The following is a 21,746-nucleotide window of genomic DNA, read 5'->3' on the forward strand; positions in this document are numbered from 1 at the left end:
GTTATTACTTAAGAGTATCATAGCCCCGTTCGGATTCGAACCGAAGTCAAAGGATCCAGAGTCCCCTATGATTGACCGCTACACTACGGGGCTGTTTCGCCGACCAAAATATAGCATCAACAGATATAACGTTTTCGCTCACGTCCAACACATCCCTCATTTGAGGCTATAGCCAAATACTATGGCCTGTGCGATCGCATGGCCTGTCAATACCGATACACAAGCCCAAATAAAATGGGCAATTGTCGTCCCATTTAAAATAAGCACTCTGTGAGTCTCTGTGTACCTCTGTGCCTCTGTGGTAAACCGTTCTCTGTGCGTCACGGTGGTGAACCAGCCTCTCCCGGGATCCCTATAGTAAATAGTTCGACGTTCCACGACTGTGCTCCATCCCACCCCCGAGGGCTATCCTTCAACACTGGTTACCCAAAATACGGTAAAAGTAATTATATATTAATCATATAATTATAACACATGCCCGATCCTACCTCCCCTAAGCCGGACTGGCTGAAGGTACGCCTGCCGAGGACTGATAAGTACGGCGCTGTGAAAGACGTGATCAAGAAATACAACCTTAACACGGTCTGCAGCAGCGCAATGTGCCCGAACGCCTTCGAGTGCTGGGATGGAGGCTGCCTGACATTTATGGTGCTCGGGAACACCTGTACCAGGGCCTGTCGGTTCTGCACGGTCACCCATGGTCCTGCCGGAGAGCCTCTTGATTCGAACGAGCCGCAGCGGCTGGCAGCAGCGGCTAAAGAGCTTGATCTGAGTTACGTAGTGATCACTTCTGTGGACAGGGATGACCTGCCGGATTATGGTGCGGGGCATTACGCGGCGTGTATCAGGGCGGTGAAAGAGCAGTTGCCCGGCGCCCGGGTAGAGGCGATTATTCCTGATTTTACGGGCAGGCTGGACTTGCTGGAGCAGGTCGTGGATGCCCGGCCTGACGTCATCTCCCACAATATCGAGACTGTGGAGCGGCTATCTCCTTCTGTCCGGGACCGGCGGGCGGGTTACTATCGATCGCTCGACGTGCTGCGGGATGTCAAGCGGGTTAATCCTCACATGCTGACTAAATCGTCGCTGCTGTTGGGCATGGGGGAGGAGGACATCGAGATCAAGGAGGCGTTGCACGACTTGCAGGAGGCCCGGGTGGATATTGTCACTCTCGGCCAGTACCTGCGGCCGAGTATCCGGCAGTGGCCTGTACACCGGTATGTTGCCCCTGGCGAGTTTAGCGAGCTGGCAGAGTACGGGAGGTCGCTGGGCTTCAAATACGTGGCAGCAGGGCCGTTCGTGCGGACTTCGTACAGGGCGGGAGAGCAGTATGTTTCGGTGATAGCGGATTCCAGGATGGCATAGAAATGGACGAGAAATTTTTGTATAAGCTGGTCAAAGGCGAGACTTTTCGCATCGTGTCCCAGGATGGCAGCGCAAACGAGCTTGACCCGGGCCTTCCCGAGGACCTGCTGCTGAAGATGTACCGACTGATGGTGCAGGCGAGGACGTATGACGAGAAGGCGTTGAAATTGCAGCGGGGCGGGAGGATGGGCACGTATCCCCCGATCGCCGGCCAGGAAGCCATCCAGATCGGCAGTGCGCTGGCTATGGCAGAGGAGGACTGGATGGTGCCGTCGTACAGAGAGATCGGCGCCATGATCGCCAAAGGCGTGCCGATGCAGACGTTGTACATGCTCTGGATGGGCAACGACTACGGGAACCGGACCCCTGACAATGTCAGGTGCCTGCCAATCGCCATTCCTGTCGGAAGCCAGGCTTTGCACGCTACCGGCATGGGCTGGGCAGCCCGGCTTAAAAAAGAGAAGCTGGCGATCACCTGCTATTTCGGGGATGGTGCCACTTCGAGGGGCGATTTCCACGAAGCAATGAACTTTGCCGGCGTTTACCATGTGCCCGTCGTCTTCATCTGCTCCAACAACCAGTTCGCTATCTCTACGCCGAATCCTTTGCAGACGAGGGCGGAGACTTTCGCGCAGAAGGGCATCGCTTACGGTATCCCGAGCTACAGGCTCGACGGCATGGACGTGCTGGCCTCCTATGTTATAGTCAAAGACCTGCTCGACCGGGCCAGAAACGGTGAAGGGCCTGCCTTTATTGAAGCGATCTGCTACCGGTTCGGGCCTCACACCACATCGGATAATCCCGACCTCTACCGGTCTAAGGGGGAGGTCGAGAAAATCCGGAAGGAGACAGACCCGATCGACCGGTTCAGGAATTACCTTGTCAATAAGGGGCTCTGGGACATCGACAAGGAGACCCGGTTACATGACGAGATGGATGCCCTGATAGATAAGGCTGCAAAAGAGGCAGAACAGGCTCCCGCTCCTGAGTTTGAAGAGCTCTTTAAGCACGTGTTCGCGGAGGAGCCGCAGTTCCTGAAAGAAGAATACGAGTACTACAAGCGTGTCTCCGGAGGGAAATAGCATGGCGATGCTGAACAACATCCAGGCAGTCAATGACGCGCTGATGGTCGAGATGGGGCGAGACCCTTCGGTCATCGTCATGGGCGAGGACGTAGGCAAGGAGGGCGGCGTGTTCAGGGCGACTACGGGCTTGCAGGAGAAGTTCGGACGAGAGCGGGTCGTGGATACGCCGCTGTCTGAGAACGGCATCATCGGCACGGCGATCGGGCTTGCCCTCAACGGGATAAAGCCAGTGTGCGAAATTCAGTTCTCCGGGTTCGTTTACGCTGGCTATGAGGAACTCATTGCCCATGCTTCCAGAATAAGGCAGCGAACCATGGGCCGATTTTCAGTACCCATGGTGGTGCGGATGCCTTATGGTGGCGGCGTGAAGGCGCTGGAGCATCACAGCGAGAGCTACGAGACCATTTTCCTCCATGATCCTGGGCTGAAAGTCGTGGCCCCGTCTACGCCCGCCGATCTGAAAGGGCTCCTCATCGCCTCAATTCGTGACCCCGATCCGGTCATTTTCCTGGAGCATATCAGGCTGTACCGGGCTCACCGGGAAGAGGTGCCGGATGGCGAATATACCGTTCCGATTGGCAAGGCAAAGGTGACCTTGCCCGGCAAGGACCTGACTATAGTGGCGTGGGGTGCCATGGTCAACGTATCACTTGAGGCGGCTAAAACGCTGCAGGAACAGGGTATCGCTGCCGAAGTCATCGACCTGCGCACTTTGAAGCCCCTGGACAAAGACGCAATCCTCGATTCTGTAAAGAAGACGGGCCGGCTGGTCATCGTAGAGGAGGCACATCGAATACTGGGCTTCGGGTCGGAGATCAGCGCCATTGTCAGCGAAGAAGCGATCCTGCACCTGAAAGGCCCAGTCATCCGGGTGTCCGGCTACGACATCCGGTTCCCGCTGTACAAGCTGGAGGATCAGTACCTGCCTGACCCGGAGCGGGTCGTAGCGGCTGCGAAAGAAGTCATGCAATACTAATGCTGGTGATCTTGTGACGTACGAGTTCAAGCTTCCCGATCTGGGCGAGGGCATCACTTCGGGAGAAATAAAGAAGTGGAACGTGAAGAAGGGCGACAAAGTAGAGGAAGACGACCCGATCGCCGAGGTCGAGACAGATAAGGCAGTCGTAGAGCTGCCAGCACCCGTTTCCGGTACAGTAGAGGATATCAAGTTTAAGGAAGGTGATATGGTCCCGGTCGGCAGCGTGATCGCTGTCATCCGGGAAGAAGGCGAAGAGACTAAGGCGCCGCCACCGCCGCAGGAAAAGGCGCCTTCTCCTGTACAGGAGAAGGCGATCGAGAAGGCTACTGCAGAGGCGAAGGAGCCGGAAGTTAAGCCGCCTGCCGAAGCTGTCGGCAGAGCCCCCGGAAAAGTCCCGGTGCTGGCCACTCCGGCGACCCGTATGCTGGCAAAACAGCTGGGCGTAGACATCGAATCAATAAAAGGCACGGGCCTTGGCGGCCGTATTACTGACGAGGATGTCAAAGCCGCATCAGCAAAGCCAGCCGCAAAGCCAGCGCCTGCTCCTGCTCCCGCTCCCACTCCTGCGCCGGCCGCTCCTCCCGCCGGGCCTGCCGGGCTGGAAGAACGGATACCACTGCGGGGCATCAGGCGGACGATTTCCGACAACCTGATGCGCTCCCTCCAGCATACTGCGCAGGTGACTGTTTTCGACGATGCAGACGTGACTAAGCTGAGCGAGCTCCGGGAGCAGGTGAACGGCGCCCGTAAAGACGGAGTCAAGGTGAGCTACCTTGCTTTCACTGTGAAAGCCGTGTCTGCAGCTCTCCGGAATCATCCTGTCCTGAACGCCAGTATTGACGACGAGAAAGGCGAGATAGTGCTCAAGAAGTACTACAATATCGGCCTGGCCATCGACACTCCCAGAGGCTTGATGGTAGCACCTGTGAAGGATGCCGATCGCAAGAGTATCGTGCAAATCTCCAGGGAGATCAAAGAGCTCGTCGAGCTGGCGGAGTCGGGGAAGATCGGCGTTGAGCAGCTACGGGGAAGTACATTCACTATCGCCAACATCGGCAGTATCGGGGGGCTTTTTGCCACGCCTATCATCAACCCGCCGGAATCTGCTATTCTTGAGATGCAGCAGATAAGGGATATGCCCCGGGTCTGCGACGGCAATGTCTGTGTGCGCAAGGTGATGAACCTGAGCCTGACGATCGACCACCGCATCATCGACGGCGCCGAAGGCCAGCGTTTTCTGAACGAGGTCAAAGGCTATCTCGAAGACCCGGCTGCACTACTGGTAAATATGCCGTGAGGCGATTCTTTATGGTTGTCGGCGACATTGAAGTCGGGACAGATGTCCTCGTGATCGGCGCCGGGCCGGCGGGATATACGGCGGCAATCCGGCTCGGGCAGATGGGCATGGACGTGACCCTGGTCGGCCCGGAGATCGGGGGTATCTGCCTTAATCATGGCTGTATCCCTGTCAAGGGGATCGTCCGCACGCTCGATCTGGTTGCCGACGTGACTGCTGCAGAGGCCCGGGGAATCAAAGCTCACGGGGTGGAAGTTGATCTAAACAAGGTACAGGCATGGAACGCCCAGGTCATCCGGAAGCTGCAGGCCGGCATCAGGAGCCTCCTGAACGCAAGTGGCGTACAATTGTTCGAAGGCACCTGCTCGTTTACGTCGTCGACCACAGCGGTGGTACGTATTCACGGGAGCACTCAGCATATCAGGTTCAGGAAAGCGGTCATCGCCACAGGTATGCACTATATTGTCCCTGAGGGTATCCGGCCTGATGGCAGGCGCATCATTTTTCCCCACGCTGTAGCTCATCTCCATAAGGTCCCGGGTACCGCCGTTATTCTGGGCGGCGGCATAGACGGGGCGACAATGGCCTCCCTGCTTGCTAAGATGGGTACCAGAGTGACCCTCGCCTATAAAAGTGCCTCGTTGGTCCCTGCAATCGATGATGACGTTTTGCAGCCGGCGATGAAAAGCCTGGCAGACCTGGGAGTGCAGACTTTCCCTCAGGCCTCATGGGAAGTGCATTCCGAGGGCGGAGAAGTCGTCATTCGATCCGGGAACGAGACGACCACACGAACGCCAGATCTGATATTGATTTGCTCGCCTACAAAAGCGAACGTTCAGAACCTGTCCCTGGACCGGACAAAAGTCAGGCTCACGGATAAGGGGTTTGTCGAGGTCGACGATCGTTATCGCACGGCCGACCCCTCGATCTATGCCATTGGAGACGTGCTCGGTGGCAGACGTAATGCAAGTGTGGCATTCCGCGACGGGCTCTCTGTGGCAAACATCATAGCGGGAAAGCCCGGGCTGCCTGATTACCAGGCCATGACTCTGACCATCGAGGCCGGGCTTGACATAGCTTCAGCGGGCATGGGGGAAAAAGAGGCGAAAAAGGCAGGCATAGACGTCACGGTGAGCCGCTCCCCGTATTCTGCCAACGGCGGGGCTGCTACATACGGTAAACAGGATGGCTTTATCAAAGTAGTGGCGGAAAAGCAGACCGGCCGCATCCTCGGCACACAGATCGTGGGACCCCGTGCCGGCGATCTGATCGGAGAAGCCCTGCTGGCCATTGAAATGGGAGCAAGGCTGGAAGATGTTGCGCTGACCCTGCATCCCCACCCGGAGCTCAACGAGATCTTTGCCGACGCCTGCGCCAGGGCTGCGGGGTTGTCGGCCAACGTTGTTAAAAAATGAATACTTCTCGAAAGGTTGACTGCTCGAATAAATTCGGCGACAGGCCGCCTTGTTCTTAGTTCGCAAAGGCTCAAAGGCGCAAGGACGCAAAGAAATTACTGAAAAACTGGGTCCGGGAGGTATTGAGAGGTCGGAGAGGAGGTCGGAGAGGTTCACGGAGTTCAGAGAGAACGTTCAAGCGGGGAGGTCAAGGAGGTCATGGAGATCAGAGAGGAGGTTATGTAAGTACCCGGAGGTCAGAGAGAATTAACTTAAAAAACCTCTCCGACCTTTCCACACTCCCAATCCCCCTCTCAGACCTCGCTACCCTCTCGAACCTCCCAGCCTGAAAATCCTCCCCCGCCTCCCGGGAACTCCCCGACCTCCAGGAGTTTCACCGAGAGCAGTTCCACTCATCCGAGCAGTACTTTGGTACCAGCCGTCGGACTGCTTCGGCTTCTTCTAAAGAAAGCTCTCCCGGCTTCCAGCTCTTGCCTGCCGTGAAGCCGAGCAACAGGGCGTTGTAGAGCATCTGCAGTGACGGGCAGCCTTCTTCAGATGCCGAGGTGACGTAGTCTCTAAATGTTGTTACAGCCTTACCGTCCAGCTTTTTCTCCGAGGGTTTTAACACTGTAAACATGCTGTCTCTGTCGACGCTGTATAGGATAGTCCCGTGCTGGGTGAGGACTCCCTGTCGCCTGGTCTGGGCGCTGCCCGAAATTTTTCTGCCATTAACAGTGACATCGTTGATCGGCCTGAACTCTGCCTTGATGTCCGTGATGGAGAGCCCGTTTACGATCCACCCGCAGATCTCTTTATATGAGGCCTTGATGTCTTTCGGGAAGTACCTCTCAGGCGCGATGACGCTGTAAGTGATCTCGCCCGAATGGTCGTGGTACACTGCCCCGCCGCCTGTACGCCTGCGGACAATGTCGATGCCTTTCTCTTTACAGCCCGCTACGTTCACTTCGTCCTGCAGGCACTGGAAGCAGCCGATGGTGACGGCTGATGGCTTCCACCTGTAAAACCGTATCGTAGGCATGGACAGGCCGGCAGTGATGCCTTCTGCAATCGCCTCGTCTATGGCCATGTTCTCCGCTGCAGATCGCAGCTCGAGAGGGATTACTCTCCACACTGGAAGCACTCCGTAAAAAGTTGCGCTATTGTCTCAGAATCGATGCCGATCAGCTCCAGCTTACGGGCCATAATATGATTATCGATCACATCTTTAACTCTGTCCGCGGGCTCGTCTACCGGCAGGCCGGCAAGCAGCTCTTCGATCTCAAAGATGCCCTCTTCCGGATGCACGAAAAAATCGCCTGATAGCCGGATTCTCGCAGTCTGGCCACTCATGTCTATGGCTAGCCTGACCAGTTTGCCCCCGGGGACTTTTTTCTCGGCTCTGATCATTGATAGCGGCTCTCTGTGGGCAGCCCGGACTGTTTCCACTCCCTGAGGCCGCCTTTATAGTCTCTGACGTTCGTGTAGCCCAGCCTGGTGAGTATCTTGGAGGCGCTGGTGCTGGCTGAGCAGACGAAGCTGTCGCAGTACACGATGACCATTTCGTCTGGCCGTATCATGTTTTTGGCAGATTCCTCGATCTCGTCGAGCGGCAGGGACCTCGCGCCTTTGATGTGCTCCCGGTCGAAGTCGTTTCTGCTCCGGACATCCAGCAGTACGAATGGTTCGTTGTTGTCCATCATCCTCTTCAGGTGATCCATGCTGATCGACCTGACGTGCGCCGTGTACAATGATAACACCAAAAAAGTTACGCGTTTGTCACGATAAAAATATTTCATTCGGTTTCAGTAGGTTTGAGTGACCGGTCGCCCGGCTTTTCACGCCTTCTGTCATATTATCAGCTTTCCAGTGTGCAGGAAATGGTCTGGTTATCCGTGACAGATCAAACGGAAACCTGCTTTTACAAGGCCATTTTAATATATTTATCAAGTTTTAAATGTTTCATGATCAATTGCATCTGATGCGCGGATGCAATAGCGATCATTGAGGAGGGTAATTGAGATGAGAACATTGAGAATTGTATTGGCACTGCTGGCGCTATCCGTTTTCGCCGGTGCGGCGATGGCGGTGGGCAATGCAGCGACATCTGGATCAGCCATGGCACCATCTGCACAGATGGCGTCTTTGAAAATGCCCGGGATGGTACCGTCCCTCGATAAGCTGACAGCCAGGATCAACCTGATGGACAGGATCGGCAGCGAAGCGATGGATGAAGCAAGCGTAGCTGCGAGCAACGCAGTCAAAGGCAAGGCAGCACAGATGACCTATGGCATCCAGAAGAACATTGTCCAGAACATGGGAAAAATGTCCGGGGCGATCTCACTGCCCGGTATGAGCCCTGTAACCGGCCGGCTCAACGACATGAGAGCGATACCCGCTCCCGGTCCGATGAATATGCCTGACTGGACGACGCCGGGAATAATTTTTACCCTTTAGGTCTGGGTAATTATTAGAAAAAGGTATTGAGGCACAGAGGGTAGAACCCCTCTGCAGCCTTTCTGCTCATGCGGTCTTGATTCTGGCGATTTCTTCCAGGCCGAGTTCCTTGATTGAGGTTTCCCTCATCTTGTACTTCTGGATTTTCCCCGACACAGTCATAGGGAACTCGTCTACGAACTTGATGTACTTTGGAATCTTGTAGTGGGCGATCTTGCCCTTGCAGTATTCCTTTATTTCGCCTTCGGTCAGCTTGCAGCCGTTCTTGACCTTGACCCACGCCATCAGTTCTTCCCCATACTTGAGGTCCGGGACGCCTATCACCTGGGCATCGCTGATCATCGGGTGGGTGTAGAGGAACTCTTCGACCTCCCTCGGGTAGATGTTCTCTCCGCCTCTGATTACCATGTCTTTGATGCGGCCGGTGATCTTGCAGTAGCCATCCTCGTCCAGCACTCCGAGGTCGCCGGTATGGAGCCAGCCTTTCTCGTCAATGGCCAGAGCGGTAGCATCCGGGTTCTTGTAGTACCCCTCCATAATCATGTAGCCTCTGGCGCAAATCTCTCCCGGCACGCCTCTGGGAACGATTTCTCCGGTTTTCGGGTCGATGATCTTGATTTCAGTATGGGGCATCGGCTTGCCTACTGTGGAGACTCTCTTCTCAAGCGAGTCGTCAGTAGAAGACATCGTCAGCCCCGGCGAGGCTTCAGTCTGGCCATAGGTGATGACGATATCCCGCATATTCATGAGGTTGTTAACTTTCTTCATGTACTCGATCGGGCAGGGTGAGCCGGCCATAATGCCCGTGCGCAGCGAACTCAGGTCAAACTTGCTGAACAGGGGATGCTCCAGCTCTGCGATGAACATGGTCGGCACACCATGAACTGCGGTGCACTTCTCTTTTTCGATGGCGGTCAGCGTCGCTATCGGGTCGAAGTGCTCGGCGGGCAGGACCATGGTAGCCCCATGAGTCATGCATGCCAGGTTCGAAAGTACCATGCCGAAACAGTGGTAGAATGGCACAGGTATGCACAGCTTGTCCTTTTCGGTGAACTTCATGTATTCGCCGATGAAATAGCCGTTATTCAGGAGATTATGATGCGTGAGCACCACGCCTTTGGGGAAACCTGTGGTGCCTGAGGTGTACTGAATGTTGATAGGATCGTCAAAGGACAGCGTGCCCTGCACCGTACACAGCGCAGCGTCCGGGATCTCATCGCCCTTCTCGAGCATCTCATCCCAGGTGTACATGTAGTCCTTCTTGTCGCCGCGAATCAGGACTACGGATCTCAGGAACGGAAGATTTTCGGAGTTGATATTACAGGGCCTGGACGTCTTGACTTCGGGGCAGACGTCCTCGAGCATCTTCACGTAGTCCGAGGTCTTGAAACTTTCAATGAGCACCAGGCCCTGTGCTTCGGACTGCTGCAGTACGTACTCCAGTTCATGGGTCCGGTATGCAGGGTTGATGTTGATCAGGATAATGCCGACTTTAGCCGTGGCAAACTGCATGATGACCCATTCGGCAACGTTTGTTGCCCAGATGGCTACACGGTCGCCCTTCTTGTAGCCCATGCTTAATAATCCCTTAGCTGCCCTGTTCACCTGCTGCTGAAATTCCTGCCAGGTATAGCGAAGCCCCTGGTGTTCTGATACAAGCGCATCCCTTTCGGGATACGTGCTGGCGATCTCATCGAACATGTCACCGATAGTCATGCCGATGAGGGGCTTGTCAGATCCCGTGTATGCGTAGCTTAGGGATTTTCGTTTAAGCATTTCTAACCACCGAATATCATATGGCTGTCAAATGCAGCCAGTATGTTAACACGTGTCATTGTAGAGTAGGTTTTCGTGTATTTATACCTAACCCTGCAATACATAGCACCTGTGCCTTGATCGGCAAGTACTTGCCACGGCAGGTATTTGCGACGGCAAGTACTTGCCGCACTTGCACGATTGCTAGCCATACTAATAAAAATGCTCGGCTCTTAAATCTTTCGTAGCGATAAGCAATAATGAAGATAGCGTATAAACAATTATCATGATTATAGATTAGGAATTATCGATTCAGCCATTCCAGGGCAATACTATCCCCACATGATTGCTTTCAGACCACTTATTCAGCATATATATGCTGAGCCGTACAGATTCGGTATATATGTTAAAGTGATCTGCTGAAATAGTTGTAGCGTTAGGTGGGTCGGTAGATGCTGAGACCGGATAACAAGTACTGGAACAGAGAACTGGAGACGATGCGCCCGGAAGAGCGCGATCAGAGGATTCTGAAGCAGATCAAATACCAGCTGAACTATGTTTACAATAATATCCCATTCTACAGGAGACTGTATGATGCTAAGGGCTTCAAGCCGGAAATGGTAAAGACCCTCGCCGATTTCACGAAAAAGGTACCCATCATCAAGAAGAGCATGCTCCGGGAAAGCCAGGCAATGTATCCTCCTTTCGGGGATTACTGGGGCGGTAAGGACGTTTACCGGATACACGGCTCATCAGGCACGACAGGAATCCCGACCCTGTATGCGATATCTAAGAAGGACTGGGATCACATCTCCGATGTCCAGGCGATGTGTTATTACAGCACGGGTATCCGGTCGCACGATACCGTGCAGGTATCGATGCTCCTCAGCCTGTTCATGGGCGGATGGGGTGCCGTACTGGCATCCGAGCGCATCGGCGCCAGGACATTCCCGATAGGTGCCGGTAACACAGAGCAGCAGGCTACTTTGATGAAAATTCTGAAGCCCAGCGTACTTACCTGTACTCCCACATATGCGATCCATCTTGGCATGGTGGCCAAAGAAATCGGCATAGACCCTCGTGAGATCGGGGTAAAGAAAGGTGTTTTCCTGGGAGAGCCGGGGGCAGGTATCCCGAGCATCAGGAGACGTATCGAAGATATCTGGGGCTTGAAAGCTTATGACTGCGGCTCTACCTCTGAAGTGACTCCATGGGCAACCAACTGCGAATGCGAGGAGCAGGCAGGTATGCACTGCTACACTGATCAAGTATATACTGAGATCGTAAGCGAGGACGACCCGAACGAAGGGATGGCCTATGGCGAAGAGGGCGGTATCGTGTATACTACCCTGTATCGTGAGTCCCAGCCGATGATCCGGTTCTGGTCAGGCGACAGATCCATGATGACGATGGAGAAGTGCAACTGTGGCAGGACATATCCGCGCCTTCCGAAAGGAATCTTTGGCAGGCTGGATGATATGCTGATCATCAGGGGAGTCAACACATTCCCGAGCGCCATTGAAGAGGCCATCAGGAAGTGCGAAAACGCGGGCGCCGAGTTCAGGATCATCGTGACCAGGCCTAAAGACATGGATCTTGTAGCGCTGGAAGTCGAGCACCGGGATGGCCTGTTCGATGGACTATCAGAAACAGAGATCAAACGTCTTAAACAGGAGCTCATAAGCGAAATCGCAAATAATGTGAAAGCAGGCTGCGGTATCAGCACTTCAGTAGAGATCGTCAGCCCCCGTACTCTGCCCGTGGCTCAGCTAAAAAGCAAGCGAGTCGTAGACCGGCGGACAGGAGTCTGGACTGATTGCAAGCCTTGAAGCAGGCTTGCTTCAGCCCTCAACACTGTTTTTTATTTTCAGGCGGACAGTACTGAGTCCGGCACTCGAACGGCGTGTACATTTCTGTGCAGGCACTCATACAGGATTCTCCTTCTACGACAGCCGGGGGTTCACCACCCATTGCTTGCACAGACGCTGCCGACGGGCCGCTGCCACCCGGAGCCGGGCCCTGCTGTGCAAACCCCCCGTATTCTCCACCATAGATCGTGCTCTGGATATTGAATAGTGCTGTATGGCCCCGGGCGTCCGCCGGTCTGTCCTGCGGCGGCCCCAGGAATGCCGTACAGGTTTTCCTGCACAATTCCGGACTGGGGCGATGGCGGGCTCGAGATGCCCAGCGGGCCGAAACCATTCCGATCGTATCCCTGCGACATAAAGCTGGTACCACCATACTGCTGGCCAGGGCCATAGCCGATGTTGCCGCCGAAGGTCGAGCCTCCACCTGACATCGACTGCTGGCCCCCCATGGCACCTCCTGATGACGTGCTCCCGCCCGTCGAGCTTCCCGTCGAGCCCTGGGCACTGGCCTGGTGAGGTAATAGTAAGAAGAGTATACATGTCAGGACGACCAGCACACAGGATATGCGGACACTTCGTCTCATCATATAAATCACATAGTCATTGAGTTTGGGTTCCCCGATGAAATAACTACCCCGGCGTATCGCTGGATACCGGCGTCCTGAAGTAAAAAGGTTGAACGATGGCGGAAGGATCTGCTTCAGCCATCATCCCTGCTACCTACGGCTTATATCCTGGCTGCGATCTGGCGGCTACTTCAAGGTGGACCCGAAGGCGTTCGACGTCAGTGAGACACCGCCGAAGGGCACTGCCAGCGCATTGCTGAAGCCGTTCGCTGTCAGGCCAGGAATAGAGGTGAAGCCGGTAGAGGACAGCTGCGTCGAGGTCGGGGAAATCAGCACGTTGCTGAAGCCGTTGGCCGTAATACCGGGCTGGGTGACGAATCCCTGAGAGCTCAGTGTAGTACTGAACGGGGATGCGAACGAGTTACTGAAGCCGCTCGCAGTTATGCCGTTCGCCTGGTTGAAGGCGTTGGAGAAAGTATTGGATGCTCCGAACGGAGATGCGAACGCGTTGGTAGTGCCCATGCCTGTTATGCCGCCCGTCTGACCAAAGACGTTAGAGAAGGTGTTAGCTCCGCCGAACGGAGATGCAAAGGCATTGGTAGTACCCATACCTGTTATACCGCCAGTCTGGCCAAAGACGCTGGAAAACGCGTTTGATCCCGAAAACGGCGAAGCGAACGCATTACTTGTGCCCGTTCCGAAAGTGCTACCGATAGAGCCGAAGCCGGTCGAGAAGCCTGTCGTGCCTCCCTTTCCGGCAGTTGCAGTGCTCGTGCCTGATCCTGCCGCTCCCGAAGTCGCGGCATCGGCTAATCCAATCATCCCGATACCGACCGCCAATACCAATAACACGGTCAGTGCAATCCGAATCTTGCCTGTCATGTTCTCACACCAAATCAGGATTACGGGGACTTTACATAACTGATGCTGCACGATTCAACGCCACTTCGCTTGCATCCCGGGGCGGCAAGTCAGGTTTGACAGAATAAAAATACAAATGTGCACTTTTCCTGTGCCGGAAGCCGGCGCGAACGTTAGGAAAAGGTGTGCGGGGAGCCTGTAAATTATATGAAAAATGGGGAGAGAGCTTATTCACTCTCTCTTCATTTTAATACACTTGGAGGGACATTCGTTTGCGCAGATACCGCAGCCCTTGCAGTAGTCGTAGTCGATGTTCAGATCATCGTCGATACAGGCTTCGGGACAATACAGGATACAGTTCCCGCACTTCTTGCAGGCCTCGATTTCAAGCTCTGGCTTGAACGTCCTCCAGGTGCCGGTCTTGCCTGCGGCACCATGCTGCGGCTTCGATGCCGGGGTCACCGGCAGATCCCACTTGTTCTTGCCGCCTTTGACGCCGGCACTCATTTGAACTGTCTTAGCTTTCAGCACATGACCACCTTCTCGTATGCTTCCCTGGCTGCGTTCACGTTTCTCTCGTCGCTGAACGTTTCCTTGATCGCGGCCAGTGCCGAGTCCAGGCCGACCACGTTTAGCTTCGCCAGCGCTCCAAGGATGGGCGTGTTCAGGATCGGGTTGCCTGACAGGACCAGCCCCATCTTCAAAGCGATGTCTGTCACATTCACAGTAGCCACCTTGAAGTCGCCCTGGGGCAGCTTCGCGTGGTGGTTGGTATTAACAATCAGCAGTCCTCCGGACTTGAGCCCGTCTGTGACGTTCACCAGATCGAGGATCGAGTCGTCCAGCACCACGACGATGTCGGGCTGGTAAATCTGGCTGGAGATCTTGATCTCATCTTCGCTTATACGGGTGAAGGACGTAACTGGCGCTCCCCGGCGCTCTGCGCCATAGAGCGGGAAGGCAGTACTGTACTTGCCTTCGAGGAAAGCCGCCTGCGCGAGCAGTTTGGATGCGGTCACGCCGCCCTGCCCTCCTCTGGAGTGGAACCTTATTTCCAGCATTGTTAGTCCACCCCCAGCCAGACTTCGCCTTCAGGTTTGGCCTTCCTTACGATGGCGGCGAGATCCTTGAAGGTGACGTCCTGGCCACCGATGCCGGCGATTACGTTGAAGACCTTGACGTCGTGCCTGAACCGGATTTCCTGTGCGAGGATACCACCGGCGCCCGGGGAGTAATCGCGGTCCAGCACAACAACACGCTTGCCCTCAAGAATGCTGAGGTCCGGGAACGGCCTGAACTGCCTGACTCTGACCGCGCCTGCTTTCACGCCTTCCTTGCGCAGCAGGTCCACGGCCATTTCAGCCTCCCTCGCGATGGTGCCCATGCCTACAATAACGACTTCGGCATCGTCTGTTTTGTACTCCATAACCGCAGAGTATTTGCGCCCGAACCGCTCTGCGAACTCTGCCTCGATCTCTTTCATTAGCCTGCCCGCCAGATCCATATCGTCCTTGATCATGCGGCGGAACTTAAAGTAGTCTGCCGGGCCGGTCAGGTTGCCATACGACATCGGGTTTTCAGTGTCGATCGCGTGAGGCATGTTAATCTCAGGCAGGAAGTCGCCTGTTTCGGTAATATCCAGCGGCTGGATCGCGTGGCTGAGGATAAACCCGTCGAGGTTGATCATGCAGGGCAGGTACACAGACTCAGCGAGCTTGTAGCCCATGATCACCGAGTCGTAGACTTCCTGCACCGTCGCAGCGTAGAACTGCATCCACCCGGTGTCTCTCTGGGACAGGGCGTCCGTGTGCTCAGCCCATATATTCCAGGCCGGGCCGACAGACCTGTTGACATTTGCCATGACTATAGGCAGACGTGCGCCCGCCGCCCAGTGGATCATCTCGTGCATGTAGAGCAGGCCATGGCTCGAGGTAGCCGTGAAAGCCCTGGCGCCTGTGGCGGATGCACCGATGCAGGCGGCAAGCGCCGAGTGCTCGCTTTCGACCCGGATATAGGCGGCCTTCATCTTGCCGGTCTCGACGAAGTTCGCCACTGTCTCGACCACTTCCGTCTGCGGGGTGATTGGGTAAGCTGCGACGACTTCCACGTCGCACTCCTTGACTGCGTAGGCAACCGCCTGGTTGCCCGTTGCCATCTTCTTCACTGCACTAGCCCCCTGATCCTCTGCATGCCCAGTTCAACCTCTCTCTTCATACTCTCTATGTCCGCTCCCTTGAAACGGCCCTGCAGCCTGATGTAATCATCTATCGGCGCCGGCTTCTTTAGCGCCGCCGAGGTCGGCGGGCTCAGGGTGACCTTACCGTTCTCGTACTCGTACAGGAACCACATACCGGACCGTACAGCCAGCTTGCCCAGCTCGATCGACTTTTCAGTCGGATACCGCCACCCGGACGGGCAGGGGACGTGTATGTGTAGGAACTTGGTGCCCTCGATGGAGAGAGCCTTCTGCGTCTTCTTCAGGAGGTCCCGGGGGAAGGCTGCGCTTGCCGTAGCCATATAGGCTGGCCGGTGAGCCATGACGATGAAATCGATATCCTTCTTGGAATCTTTACGGCCCGTAGGAGTGGTGGTAGTAATCGCTCCGTAAGGTGTGGAACCGCTCTTTTGCATGCCCGTGTTAGAATAAGCCTCGTTATCGTAGCAGACGTACAGGATGTTCGCGTTACGCTCGATGGCGCCGGATAATGCCTGTATGCCAATGTCCACGGTGCCGCCGTCGCCGGCGAACACGATCACGTTCTTGCCCTTGTTCCTCGCTGCTGAGGCGATGCCATCGGCTGCCGCAGCCGCGGCCGCGAAGGCTATGTTCAGCACAGGAACGCCATAGGCCGATTTGGGGAACGAACCCTGGCACACCGTCGAACAGCATGCGGGGTTTACGATGATCGTATTTTTCCCCGCCGCCTTCAAGATATAGCGCAGGGCGAGCATGGCCGTACAACCGGCACAAGCAGTATTGCCTTTATAAAGGTATTCTTCCCGGGGGATGTCGTCTAGCATGTTACCCACCACTTTTACGTCGTTAGAAAGGTCACACCGTACGACTTTACGTCGACGGCGTTACATCGTCTAAGACACAGGTGTTTCATAATCACACCCGAAGGACTAAAACCTTATGGTATAGACAGGCTCCTAAGAACCCTTACTCTCCTGATGCTCAGTCTAATAATTAATAAACAAATTATGAGCAGACCGTTTACCGCTGAAAGTCGCTTAGCTTCTACAAAATTCAGCGTCTGTTTGGCAGATCAAATCCGTTATAAGTATGGCAGCTGAAAAGAATTCGGCGTACGGGCAGCTATTGCGCCATTTTTTTATCGCTGTCGCTTCTTTTGTATCTAGTTTTCGCGATAGGCTTATCGAGGCCGCCGCAAGAGAGATACATCGGGCACGGAAGACGTGTCAAAATAATATAGAAGGTGTGAGGTAGCAGGCTATGGAACAGAAAGCGAATGCCTGGAATGTGGGGGCTCATGCCAGAGACGATTGCCGAACTCCGCCCCGGCAGGCTCTGCCCGGGCACACCCTGTCGGATGTCAGCTATGCGCTGGAGATTGAACCTCAGAACATAGAAGTCCGCTTCAGCTACGCGCACCTGCTGGAGGAGAACGGCAGGTTCGAAGACGCTGAAAAAGAGTACCAGAAGGTGACCGAGGCGAAGCCGGAATACGTAGAGGCCTACGTACACTACGGTAACATGCTGCGGAAGACCAGCAGGGTCAGCGATGCTGAAGCTCAGTACAGGAAGGCAATCAGTGTCAATCCCCGGGATTTCAATGCACACTTCAGCTATGCTACACTACTGGAGGAGCAAAACCGCCTGGAAGAAGCGGAAGAAGAGTACGTCAACGCAGTGTATAGCAGAAGCGGGCATTCACGGTAGCAGAGAGTGACAGGATACCGCAGAGCCCCTAATAGCTAACAGTTAGTCGTTTCTGTACATGGGCTTCTGCCCCTACAGACTACTGTTCCTGCGGATCTATGTCAGTTCTTTTACCGGATCAGGTACTCCCCTCGGGAGAAGCCCCCTCTCTTTGCCTTTTTATCCGCTCTGGCAAGATCTACCTCGCCCGGGTCGAGCCCGTAAGCTTCTATCAGCGCATCCACGACTTCCAGGACATCTGCCAGTTCCTCAGCTATGTCGTCCGCCTGCCTGACTTCCTCGGCCTCTTCCACCAGCTTGTCTTTTAGCGCCCGGCGCAACCGCTCTCCGGATATCCTCTCGACTTCGGGGTCCTTTCCCTGCTGTCGCATGATCTCGGGTATTCTGTCCCTGACTAGCTTTCCCACGATCAGATGTCCGGGCTCCGAGTATTTAGAGCTTTCAGGGCAGAGCAGTAGATAGGCTTTAATAGATCGAATTTTTAATATATACAGAAATATATAATATTGGGAGTGATCATGCCTTGAAAAAGACACTGATGGTCGTCTATCTCAGCACTTCGGGCAACACGAAACGAATGGCAGATGCGATAGCGGCAGGTGCAGATTCCCGCGGGATCAACTCTGAGGTCGTCAGCTTCTACGACGTGGATCTCGATAAACTCAGGTCAGCGGACGCGATAGCCATCGGCTCCTCCACCTTCTGGTACAAGATGCACGATGCCATGGAGAAGTTCCTCGACAGGCTGAAGCCTTTAAAGCTTGAAGGAAAGGTTGGCGCGGCCTTTGGCTCTTACGGGTGGAGCGGAGAAGCGCCGGTGCAAATCGCGCAAAAAATGCGAGAATTGGGCCTGGACGTCATTGACCCGGTATTGCGTGTCCAGTGGGACCCGGAAGAAAAGGACCTGAAAGAGTGCGAGCGGCTCGGGAAAGATATTGCGAAAGCGTTGAAGAAGGAGCCCGTACCGGTCGCCTGAATCCCGGCTCGCTCCCTTTGCCTGCGTTTTTCCGCCGCATGCGGGATAATAAAATACAAATAGGAAGGGTGTACATTATACTCATATCTGTCTTTGTTAACAGGAGGTTTATTTTTTGTTCCCCAACAAAAAAGTCCAGGCACTTATTGGACAAAAGGTTCAAGTTGAAATGAAAGGCGAGAAAAACATTCTCGAAGGCACTTTAGTCAGCGCAGACGACTACCTGAACCTTCACCTCGTCGACACTACCGAAGTCGCTGCCGGCCAGAAGCTCCGGACCCTGGGATCGGTCGTGCTGAGAGGTAACAACATCATTTTGCTAAACCCGATCAAGGAGTAGTAGTGCGGTGAACGCGACGAACGTCGAGGACAGGGCCCTTGAGCTTATCAAGGCCAGCCCAAAAGGCGTCCTCCAGAGCGACCTGTGGAAAGATCTGGATATAGACAGCCGGAAATGTTCCCGGGTAGTCGCCAAGCTCGAAGCAGAAGGCAAGATCAAGCGCACCTGGGAAACAGTCAGCGGTACCAGGACTTACAGGCTCACGTATGTGCCTCCTAAGAAAGAGGCGCCCAAAAAGGAGTACAAATTCGACCTGATCATGGCCGAAGACGAAGTCGCTCCATGCGTCGGCTGCACTTACGAATGCGAGCCCGATTACTGCCCCGACCTGGGCAACTGGATCGAGCTGCTCGCAAAGGAAGAGTCGGCCAGGCTCAGAAAAATAGGCGCAAAGGAAGCTGCCGAGCCGAAGAAGGCTGCTAAAGCACCTGCGCCTGAGCCCGAGCCCGAGCCCGAGCCTGAAGTGGCCGAAGTAGAGCCGGAAGTCAAGAAGCCGGCGCCAAAGAAAGCCCCGGCCAAAAAGCGCAAGTAAGAACGCGGCAATCGTTGCTGCGTCTATACTTTTTTATTTTAATTAGTCGTTTTCACCACAGAGACACACAGAGAAACAGTTTACCACAGAGGCACAGAGAAACACAGAGACGCGCAGAGATTACTCTATAATTAATTTGATAGTAATCTTATAATACGCTAGTCTCTGTGAGCCTCTGTGAGCCTCTGTGTCTCTGTGGTAACCAGTTCTCTGTGAGCCTCTGTGTTTCTGTGGTAAATAGTTATAACAGATTAAAAAAATCTAAAGTGGTGACTTCCGTTCTCTGGCCAGTATGGCCGATGTTGCCTTCTGGACCCGGGATTTCTTCCAGTAGTTGCTCCACTCTTCGGGGGCATCTCTGCTGACGCCGCCGTGGGGCGTGGACCTTTCCCGGATTTTGACCAGCACTGGTGTGTTGATGGCAACGCCTGACACGATGGCTTCGCCTCTCGCCAGCGCGGGAAGCTCGTCCAGGAGTTCTCTGCTCATGCTTTCGATGCTGGAGGCGATCTGGCTCTGGTCTACGGGGTTGATGATCCGCATGGTGATCTGGGACATGCACTGCGATAGAGAATCGCTGTCCAGCTTGGCAGGGCGCTGGGAGACCATGCAGACGCCGATACCGAACTTTCGGCCTTCGGAGAGGATAGTTTTAAGGACTCTCTTGGACTTTGCCTCGCCGTTCTGGGGTGCGTACCTGTGAGCCTCTTCCAGCACTACAAAGGTCGGATATGGCAGGTAACGCTCTTCGTTTTCAGCGTAGCGCTGGTTGACGGTGCCTTCACGGGCGTCGAATAACCGCCTCAGCAGGACCGATACGATGAGCTGCTGGTCTGATTCGCCGATGCCGCTCAGGTCGAGAACGGTCAGCTGTCCCGGGGCAAATAGCTCTGCAAGCTGAGTATGCAGGTGGTCCTCGAAGATGCCCCGTCTCATCACCGAGTCGAAACGCCACAGGATGGCGTCGATAGTGGACTCGTTGGTGGGGTTGCGCTGGACCTCGATTTCCCGGCGTAGGTCAGATTTCTTATGATGCGGCCCGTTCCGCCAGTTGAAGAACCCGGTGACAAAGAAGTGCTGCATCTTCTCTGACAGGTCGAGGATGCCCAGCAGGTCGTCCAGCTCGAGTTCAGTGATCTTGATCTTCAGCGACTCTTTGCGGTAAATCTTGACTGTGGGCTGGTAGTCGCCGTCCCTGAACTCGGGCTTGTTCACCATCTCGGAGAGAGTGGAATATTCGCCGTGCGGGTCGACGACGAGGATGGCAGCCCGGTTGTTGGGTTTCATCATCTCTTCCAGCAGTACGCCGATGGTGTAGCTTTTGCCGCTTCCGGTGGAGGCGATCACACTGACATGCTGGCTGACAATGTCTTTCACGCTGACGACTACCGGGACGTCGGTGCCCGGTATGGTGCCAAGCGCTGCCGCGCCTCTGGCTTCTGCCTGAACTTTGCTGATGTTCTTCAGCACTTCCGGCCCCGCCATATAGATCGTTTCCCCGGAGTCCGGCATCGCCCGGGGGTGCTTGAACTCCTGGAGCTTTTCATTGAAGTATCCTACTACGAGGGCGGTCATCAGGTGGTGATCGTACTCTTCTGTGTCCATGCCCGCGAACTGCATAAGGTCTTTTGGGTTGATATCCGCTGCCTCTATGAACTCGTCAGGGAAGGTCTTTAGGGACTTTGAGTACGTGACCCTGCAGAGCACGTACCGCTCGGGGTCTACCCAGCGGTCTTTGTAGGCTACGAACTCTCCAGTCTTGAACTTGTGGGGAGAAACGAAGGTGATCTCGTTCTCCTCTACGTCTCTAACGACGCCTGCCGGCTTCATAGCGGTTCTCCGTAAACTTTTTCAGGGCTTTCAGCATGCCAGAGCACTCGGGCATGGCCTCAGAGGCCCGGTCGATTGCACTCGAAGCAACTGCGGGGCTGGTCGACTGTGTCAGCTTCTTGTAATAGCCAAAGCTCATCTTACCATCGCCAGTGTGGTGGAAAGCTTTGATATCCGCCGGATGCATGAGTTCAACAATATCGTTGATTGCCGGAGTAAAGGCGATAGTGTGAGATGGAAGGCCGGTTGACATGCATCCGATTCCTGTAATAACGACGTAGGAGCTGCGGAAATCTGCCATGTAGGGCACGAAAACTTCCTGTTTCTCCTGCGGCAGATATGGAAGCAGATCTTCCTTCACGTTGTGCAGGATGTCGGATATGACTCCTATGACAGAGCCTTGCGCTGATTTGATCGATACGTAGCTGCCGATGCCCAGGCTGGATGCCGGGATGTAGCCGCTATTCTCGTCGACCGGGACCCGGACGACGTATTCTGCGAAGGAGCGGACCTGTACTATAGAACCGATTTTCAACC

25 protein-coding genes and 1 tRNA gene are annotated in these 21,746 nt (G+C 54.9%); 11 read left to right on the forward strand and 15 right to left on the reverse strand.

Annotated features, from left to right (window positions below; all coding sequences use genetic code 11):
• Nucleotides 1-20 precede the first annotated feature (20 nt).
• Nucleotides 21-93 (reverse strand) — tRNA-Gln (locus tag RCI_RS01935).
• 381 nt (nucleotides 94-474) lie between these two features.
• Here RCI_RS01935 and lipA point away from each other — a divergent pair.
• Genes lipA through RCI_RS01960 form a run of 5 tightly spaced genes read left to right on the forward strand, consistent with a single transcriptional unit; the run spans nucleotide 475 to nucleotide 6,141 of the window.
• Complete coding sequence (lipA, locus tag RCI_RS01940; RefSeq protein WP_012034698.1) at nucleotides 475-1,365, forward strand: lipoyl synthase; 891 nt, start codon at nucleotides 475-477, stop codon at nucleotides 1,363-1,365.
• Nucleotides 1,366-1,367: 2 nt separating this feature from the next.
• Nucleotides 1,368-2,447, forward strand: a complete 1,080-nt coding sequence (gene pdhA, locus RCI_RS01945) for a pyruvate dehydrogenase (acetyl-transferring) E1 component subunit alpha (RefSeq protein ID WP_012034699.1) — start codon at nucleotides 1,368-1,370, stop codon at nucleotides 2,445-2,447.
• Between the two features lies 1 nt (nucleotide 2,448).
• Nucleotides 2,449-3,426: an alpha-ketoacid dehydrogenase subunit beta gene (locus RCI_RS01950; RefSeq protein ID WP_012034700.1), complete on the forward strand. Its 978-nt coding sequence runs from the start codon at nucleotides 2,449-2,451 to the stop codon at nucleotides 3,424-3,426.
• A 13-nt stretch (nucleotides 3,427-3,439) separates the two neighbouring features.
• Nucleotides 3,440-4,726, forward strand: a complete 1,287-nt coding sequence (locus RCI_RS01955) for a dihydrolipoamide acetyltransferase family protein (RefSeq protein WP_012034701.1) — start codon at nucleotides 3,440-3,442, stop codon at nucleotides 4,724-4,726.
• Nucleotides 4,727-4,737: 11 nt separating this feature from the next.
• Nucleotides 4,738-6,141, forward strand: coding sequence for a dihydrolipoyl dehydrogenase family protein (locus RCI_RS01960; protein ID WP_012034702.1), 1,404 nt, complete (start codon nucleotides 4,738-4,740; stop codon nucleotides 6,139-6,141).
• 373 nt (nucleotides 6,142-6,514) lie between these two features.
• On the opposite strand, the gene RCI_RS01965 is transcribed toward RCI_RS01960, so the two are convergent.
• The 4 genes from RCI_RS01965 to RCI_RS16855 form a co-directional block, all read right to left on the reverse strand.
• Entirely contained in the window at nucleotides 6,515-7,255 is a 741-nt protein-coding gene (locus RCI_RS01965; protein WP_012034703.1) for a lipoate--protein ligase family protein, read from the reverse strand.
• Nucleotides 7,243-7,530, reverse strand: coding sequence for a hypothetical protein (locus tag RCI_RS01970; RefSeq protein WP_012034704.1), 288 nt, complete (start codon nucleotides 7,528-7,530; stop codon nucleotides 7,243-7,245). The genes RCI_RS01965 and RCI_RS01970 overlap by 13 nt, the downstream gene beginning before the upstream one ends.
• Entirely contained in the window at nucleotides 7,527-7,880 is a 354-nt protein-coding gene (locus RCI_RS01975; protein ID WP_231844909.1) for a rhodanese-like domain-containing protein, read from the reverse strand. Before RCI_RS01975 ends, RCI_RS01970 begins: the two co-directional genes overlap by 4 nt.
• A 186-nt stretch (nucleotides 7,881-8,066) precedes the next feature.
• Nucleotides 8,067-8,240: a hypothetical protein gene (locus tag RCI_RS16855; protein WP_158308848.1), complete on the reverse strand. Its 174-nt coding sequence runs from the start codon at nucleotides 8,238-8,240 to the stop codon at nucleotides 8,067-8,069.
• On the opposite strand from RCI_RS16855, the gene RCI_RS01980 reads away from it, so the two are divergent.
• Nucleotides 8,239-8,577, forward strand: a complete 339-nt coding sequence (locus RCI_RS01980) for a hypothetical protein (RefSeq protein ID WP_148266485.1) — start codon at nucleotides 8,239-8,241, stop codon at nucleotides 8,575-8,577. The two genes, RCI_RS16855 and RCI_RS01980, sit on opposite strands and share 2 nt — an antisense overlap.
• A gap of 66 nt (nucleotides 8,578-8,643) precedes the next feature.
• Here the strand turns inward: RCI_RS01980 and RCI_RS01985 are convergent, their stop codons facing one another.
• Nucleotides 8,644-10,353 (reverse strand): AMP-binding protein, encoded by a 1,710-nt coding sequence (locus RCI_RS01985; protein WP_012034707.1) that lies wholly within the window; start codon nucleotides 10,351-10,353, stop codon nucleotides 8,644-8,646.
• 431 nt (nucleotides 10,354-10,784) lie between these two features.
• Between RCI_RS01985 and RCI_RS01990 the strand changes: the two genes are divergently transcribed.
• The gene (locus RCI_RS01990) at nucleotides 10,785-12,161 is read left to right on the forward strand and encodes a phenylacetate--CoA ligase family protein (RefSeq protein ID WP_012034708.1); all 1,377 of its coding nucleotides are present in this window, start codon (nucleotides 10,785-10,787) and stop codon (nucleotides 12,159-12,161) included.
• Between the two features lie 131 nt (nucleotides 12,162-12,292).
• On the opposite strand, the gene RCI_RS01995 is transcribed toward RCI_RS01990, so the two are convergent.
• From RCI_RS01995 to RCI_RS02020, 6 genes are all read right to left on the reverse strand, one after another.
• Nucleotides 12,293-12,787 carry a hypothetical protein gene (locus RCI_RS01995; RefSeq protein WP_148266486.1) on the reverse strand — a complete coding sequence of 165 codons (495 nt, stop codon included), beginning with the start codon at nucleotides 12,785-12,787 and terminating at the stop codon, nucleotides 12,293-12,295.
• Between the two features lie 165 nt (nucleotides 12,788-12,952).
• Nucleotides 12,953-13,648 (reverse strand): hypothetical protein, encoded by a 696-nt coding sequence (locus tag RCI_RS02000; RefSeq protein WP_148266487.1) that lies wholly within the window; start codon nucleotides 13,646-13,648, stop codon nucleotides 12,953-12,955.
• Nucleotides 13,649-13,858: 210 nt separating this feature from the next.
• A complete protein-coding gene (locus RCI_RS02005; RefSeq protein WP_012034711.1) occupies nucleotides 13,859-14,134 on the reverse strand; it encodes a 4Fe-4S binding protein in 276 nt (91 codons plus the stop codon).
• Between the two features lie 17 nt (nucleotides 14,135-14,151).
• Nucleotides 14,152-14,688: a 2-oxoacid:acceptor oxidoreductase family protein gene (locus RCI_RS02010; RefSeq protein ID WP_012034712.1), complete on the reverse strand. Its 537-nt coding sequence runs from the start codon at nucleotides 14,686-14,688 to the stop codon at nucleotides 14,152-14,154.
• A gap of 2 nt (nucleotides 14,689-14,690) precedes the next feature.
• The gene (locus tag RCI_RS02015; RefSeq protein WP_012034713.1) at nucleotides 14,691-15,791 is read right to left on the reverse strand and encodes a transketolase C-terminal domain-containing protein; all 1,101 of its coding nucleotides are present in this window, start codon (nucleotides 15,789-15,791) and stop codon (nucleotides 14,691-14,693) included.
• The gene (locus tag RCI_RS02020; RefSeq protein WP_048197859.1) at nucleotides 15,788-16,648 is read right to left on the reverse strand and encodes a thiamine pyrophosphate-dependent enzyme; all 861 of its coding nucleotides are present in this window, start codon (nucleotides 16,646-16,648) and stop codon (nucleotides 15,788-15,790) included. The genes RCI_RS02015 and RCI_RS02020 overlap by 4 nt, the downstream gene beginning before the upstream one ends.
• A gap of 436 nt (nucleotides 16,649-17,084) precedes the next feature.
• Here RCI_RS02020 and RCI_RS02025 point away from each other — a divergent pair, with 436 nt between their 5' ends.
• Entirely contained in the window at nucleotides 17,085-17,531 is a 447-nt protein-coding gene (locus RCI_RS02025; protein WP_012034715.1) for a tetratricopeptide repeat protein, read from the forward strand.
• 110 nt (nucleotides 17,532-17,641) lie between these two features.
• Here RCI_RS02025 and RCI_RS02030 read toward each other — a convergent pair whose 3' ends face one another.
• Nucleotides 17,642-17,944 carry a nucleoside triphosphate pyrophosphohydrolase gene (locus RCI_RS02030; RefSeq protein WP_012034716.1) on the reverse strand — a complete coding sequence of 101 codons (303 nt, stop codon included), beginning with the start codon at nucleotides 17,942-17,944 and terminating at the stop codon, nucleotides 17,642-17,644.
• 110 nt (nucleotides 17,945-18,054) lie between these two features.
• Here RCI_RS02030 and RCI_RS02035 point away from each other — a divergent pair, with 110 nt between their 5' ends.
• The 3 genes from RCI_RS02035 to RCI_RS02045 all read left to right on the forward strand — a co-directional run bounded on the left by RCI_RS02035 (nucleotide 18,055) and on the right by RCI_RS02045 (nucleotide 19,379).
• Nucleotides 18,055-18,507, forward strand: coding sequence for a flavodoxin domain-containing protein (locus RCI_RS02035; protein WP_012034717.1), 453 nt, complete (start codon nucleotides 18,055-18,057; stop codon nucleotides 18,505-18,507).
• A 115-nt stretch (nucleotides 18,508-18,622) separates the two neighbouring features.
• The gene (locus RCI_RS02040) at nucleotides 18,623-18,847 is read left to right on the forward strand and encodes an LSM domain-containing protein (protein WP_012034718.1); all 225 of its coding nucleotides are present in this window, start codon (nucleotides 18,623-18,625) and stop codon (nucleotides 18,845-18,847) included.
• Nucleotides 18,848-18,854: 7 nt separating this feature from the next.
• Nucleotides 18,855-19,379 carry a helix-turn-helix transcriptional regulator gene (locus RCI_RS02045; protein WP_012034719.1) on the forward strand — a complete coding sequence of 175 codons (525 nt, stop codon included), beginning with the start codon at nucleotides 18,855-18,857 and terminating at the stop codon, nucleotides 19,377-19,379.
• Between the two features lie 261 nt (nucleotides 19,380-19,640).
• Here RCI_RS02045 and RCI_RS02050 read toward each other — a convergent pair whose 3' ends face one another.
• Both RCI_RS02050 and RCI_RS02055 read right to left on the reverse strand, forming a co-directional pair.
• The gene (locus RCI_RS02050) at nucleotides 19,641-21,209 is read right to left on the reverse strand and encodes an ATP-binding protein (protein ID WP_012034720.1); all 1,569 of its coding nucleotides are present in this window, start codon (nucleotides 21,207-21,209) and stop codon (nucleotides 19,641-19,643) included.
• Complete coding sequence (locus RCI_RS02055) at nucleotides 21,187-21,744, reverse strand: hypothetical protein (protein ID WP_012034721.1); 558 nt, start codon at nucleotides 21,742-21,744, stop codon at nucleotides 21,187-21,189. The genes RCI_RS02050 and RCI_RS02055 overlap by 23 nt, the downstream gene beginning before the upstream one ends.
• Nucleotides 21,745-21,746: the final 2 nt, after the last annotated feature.

The sequence above is a fragment of the Methanocella arvoryzae MRE50 genome, assembly GCF_000063445.1.
Classification (GTDB): Archaea; Halobacteriota; Methanocellia; order Methanocellales; family Methanocellaceae; genus Methanocella_A; species Methanocella_A arvoryzae.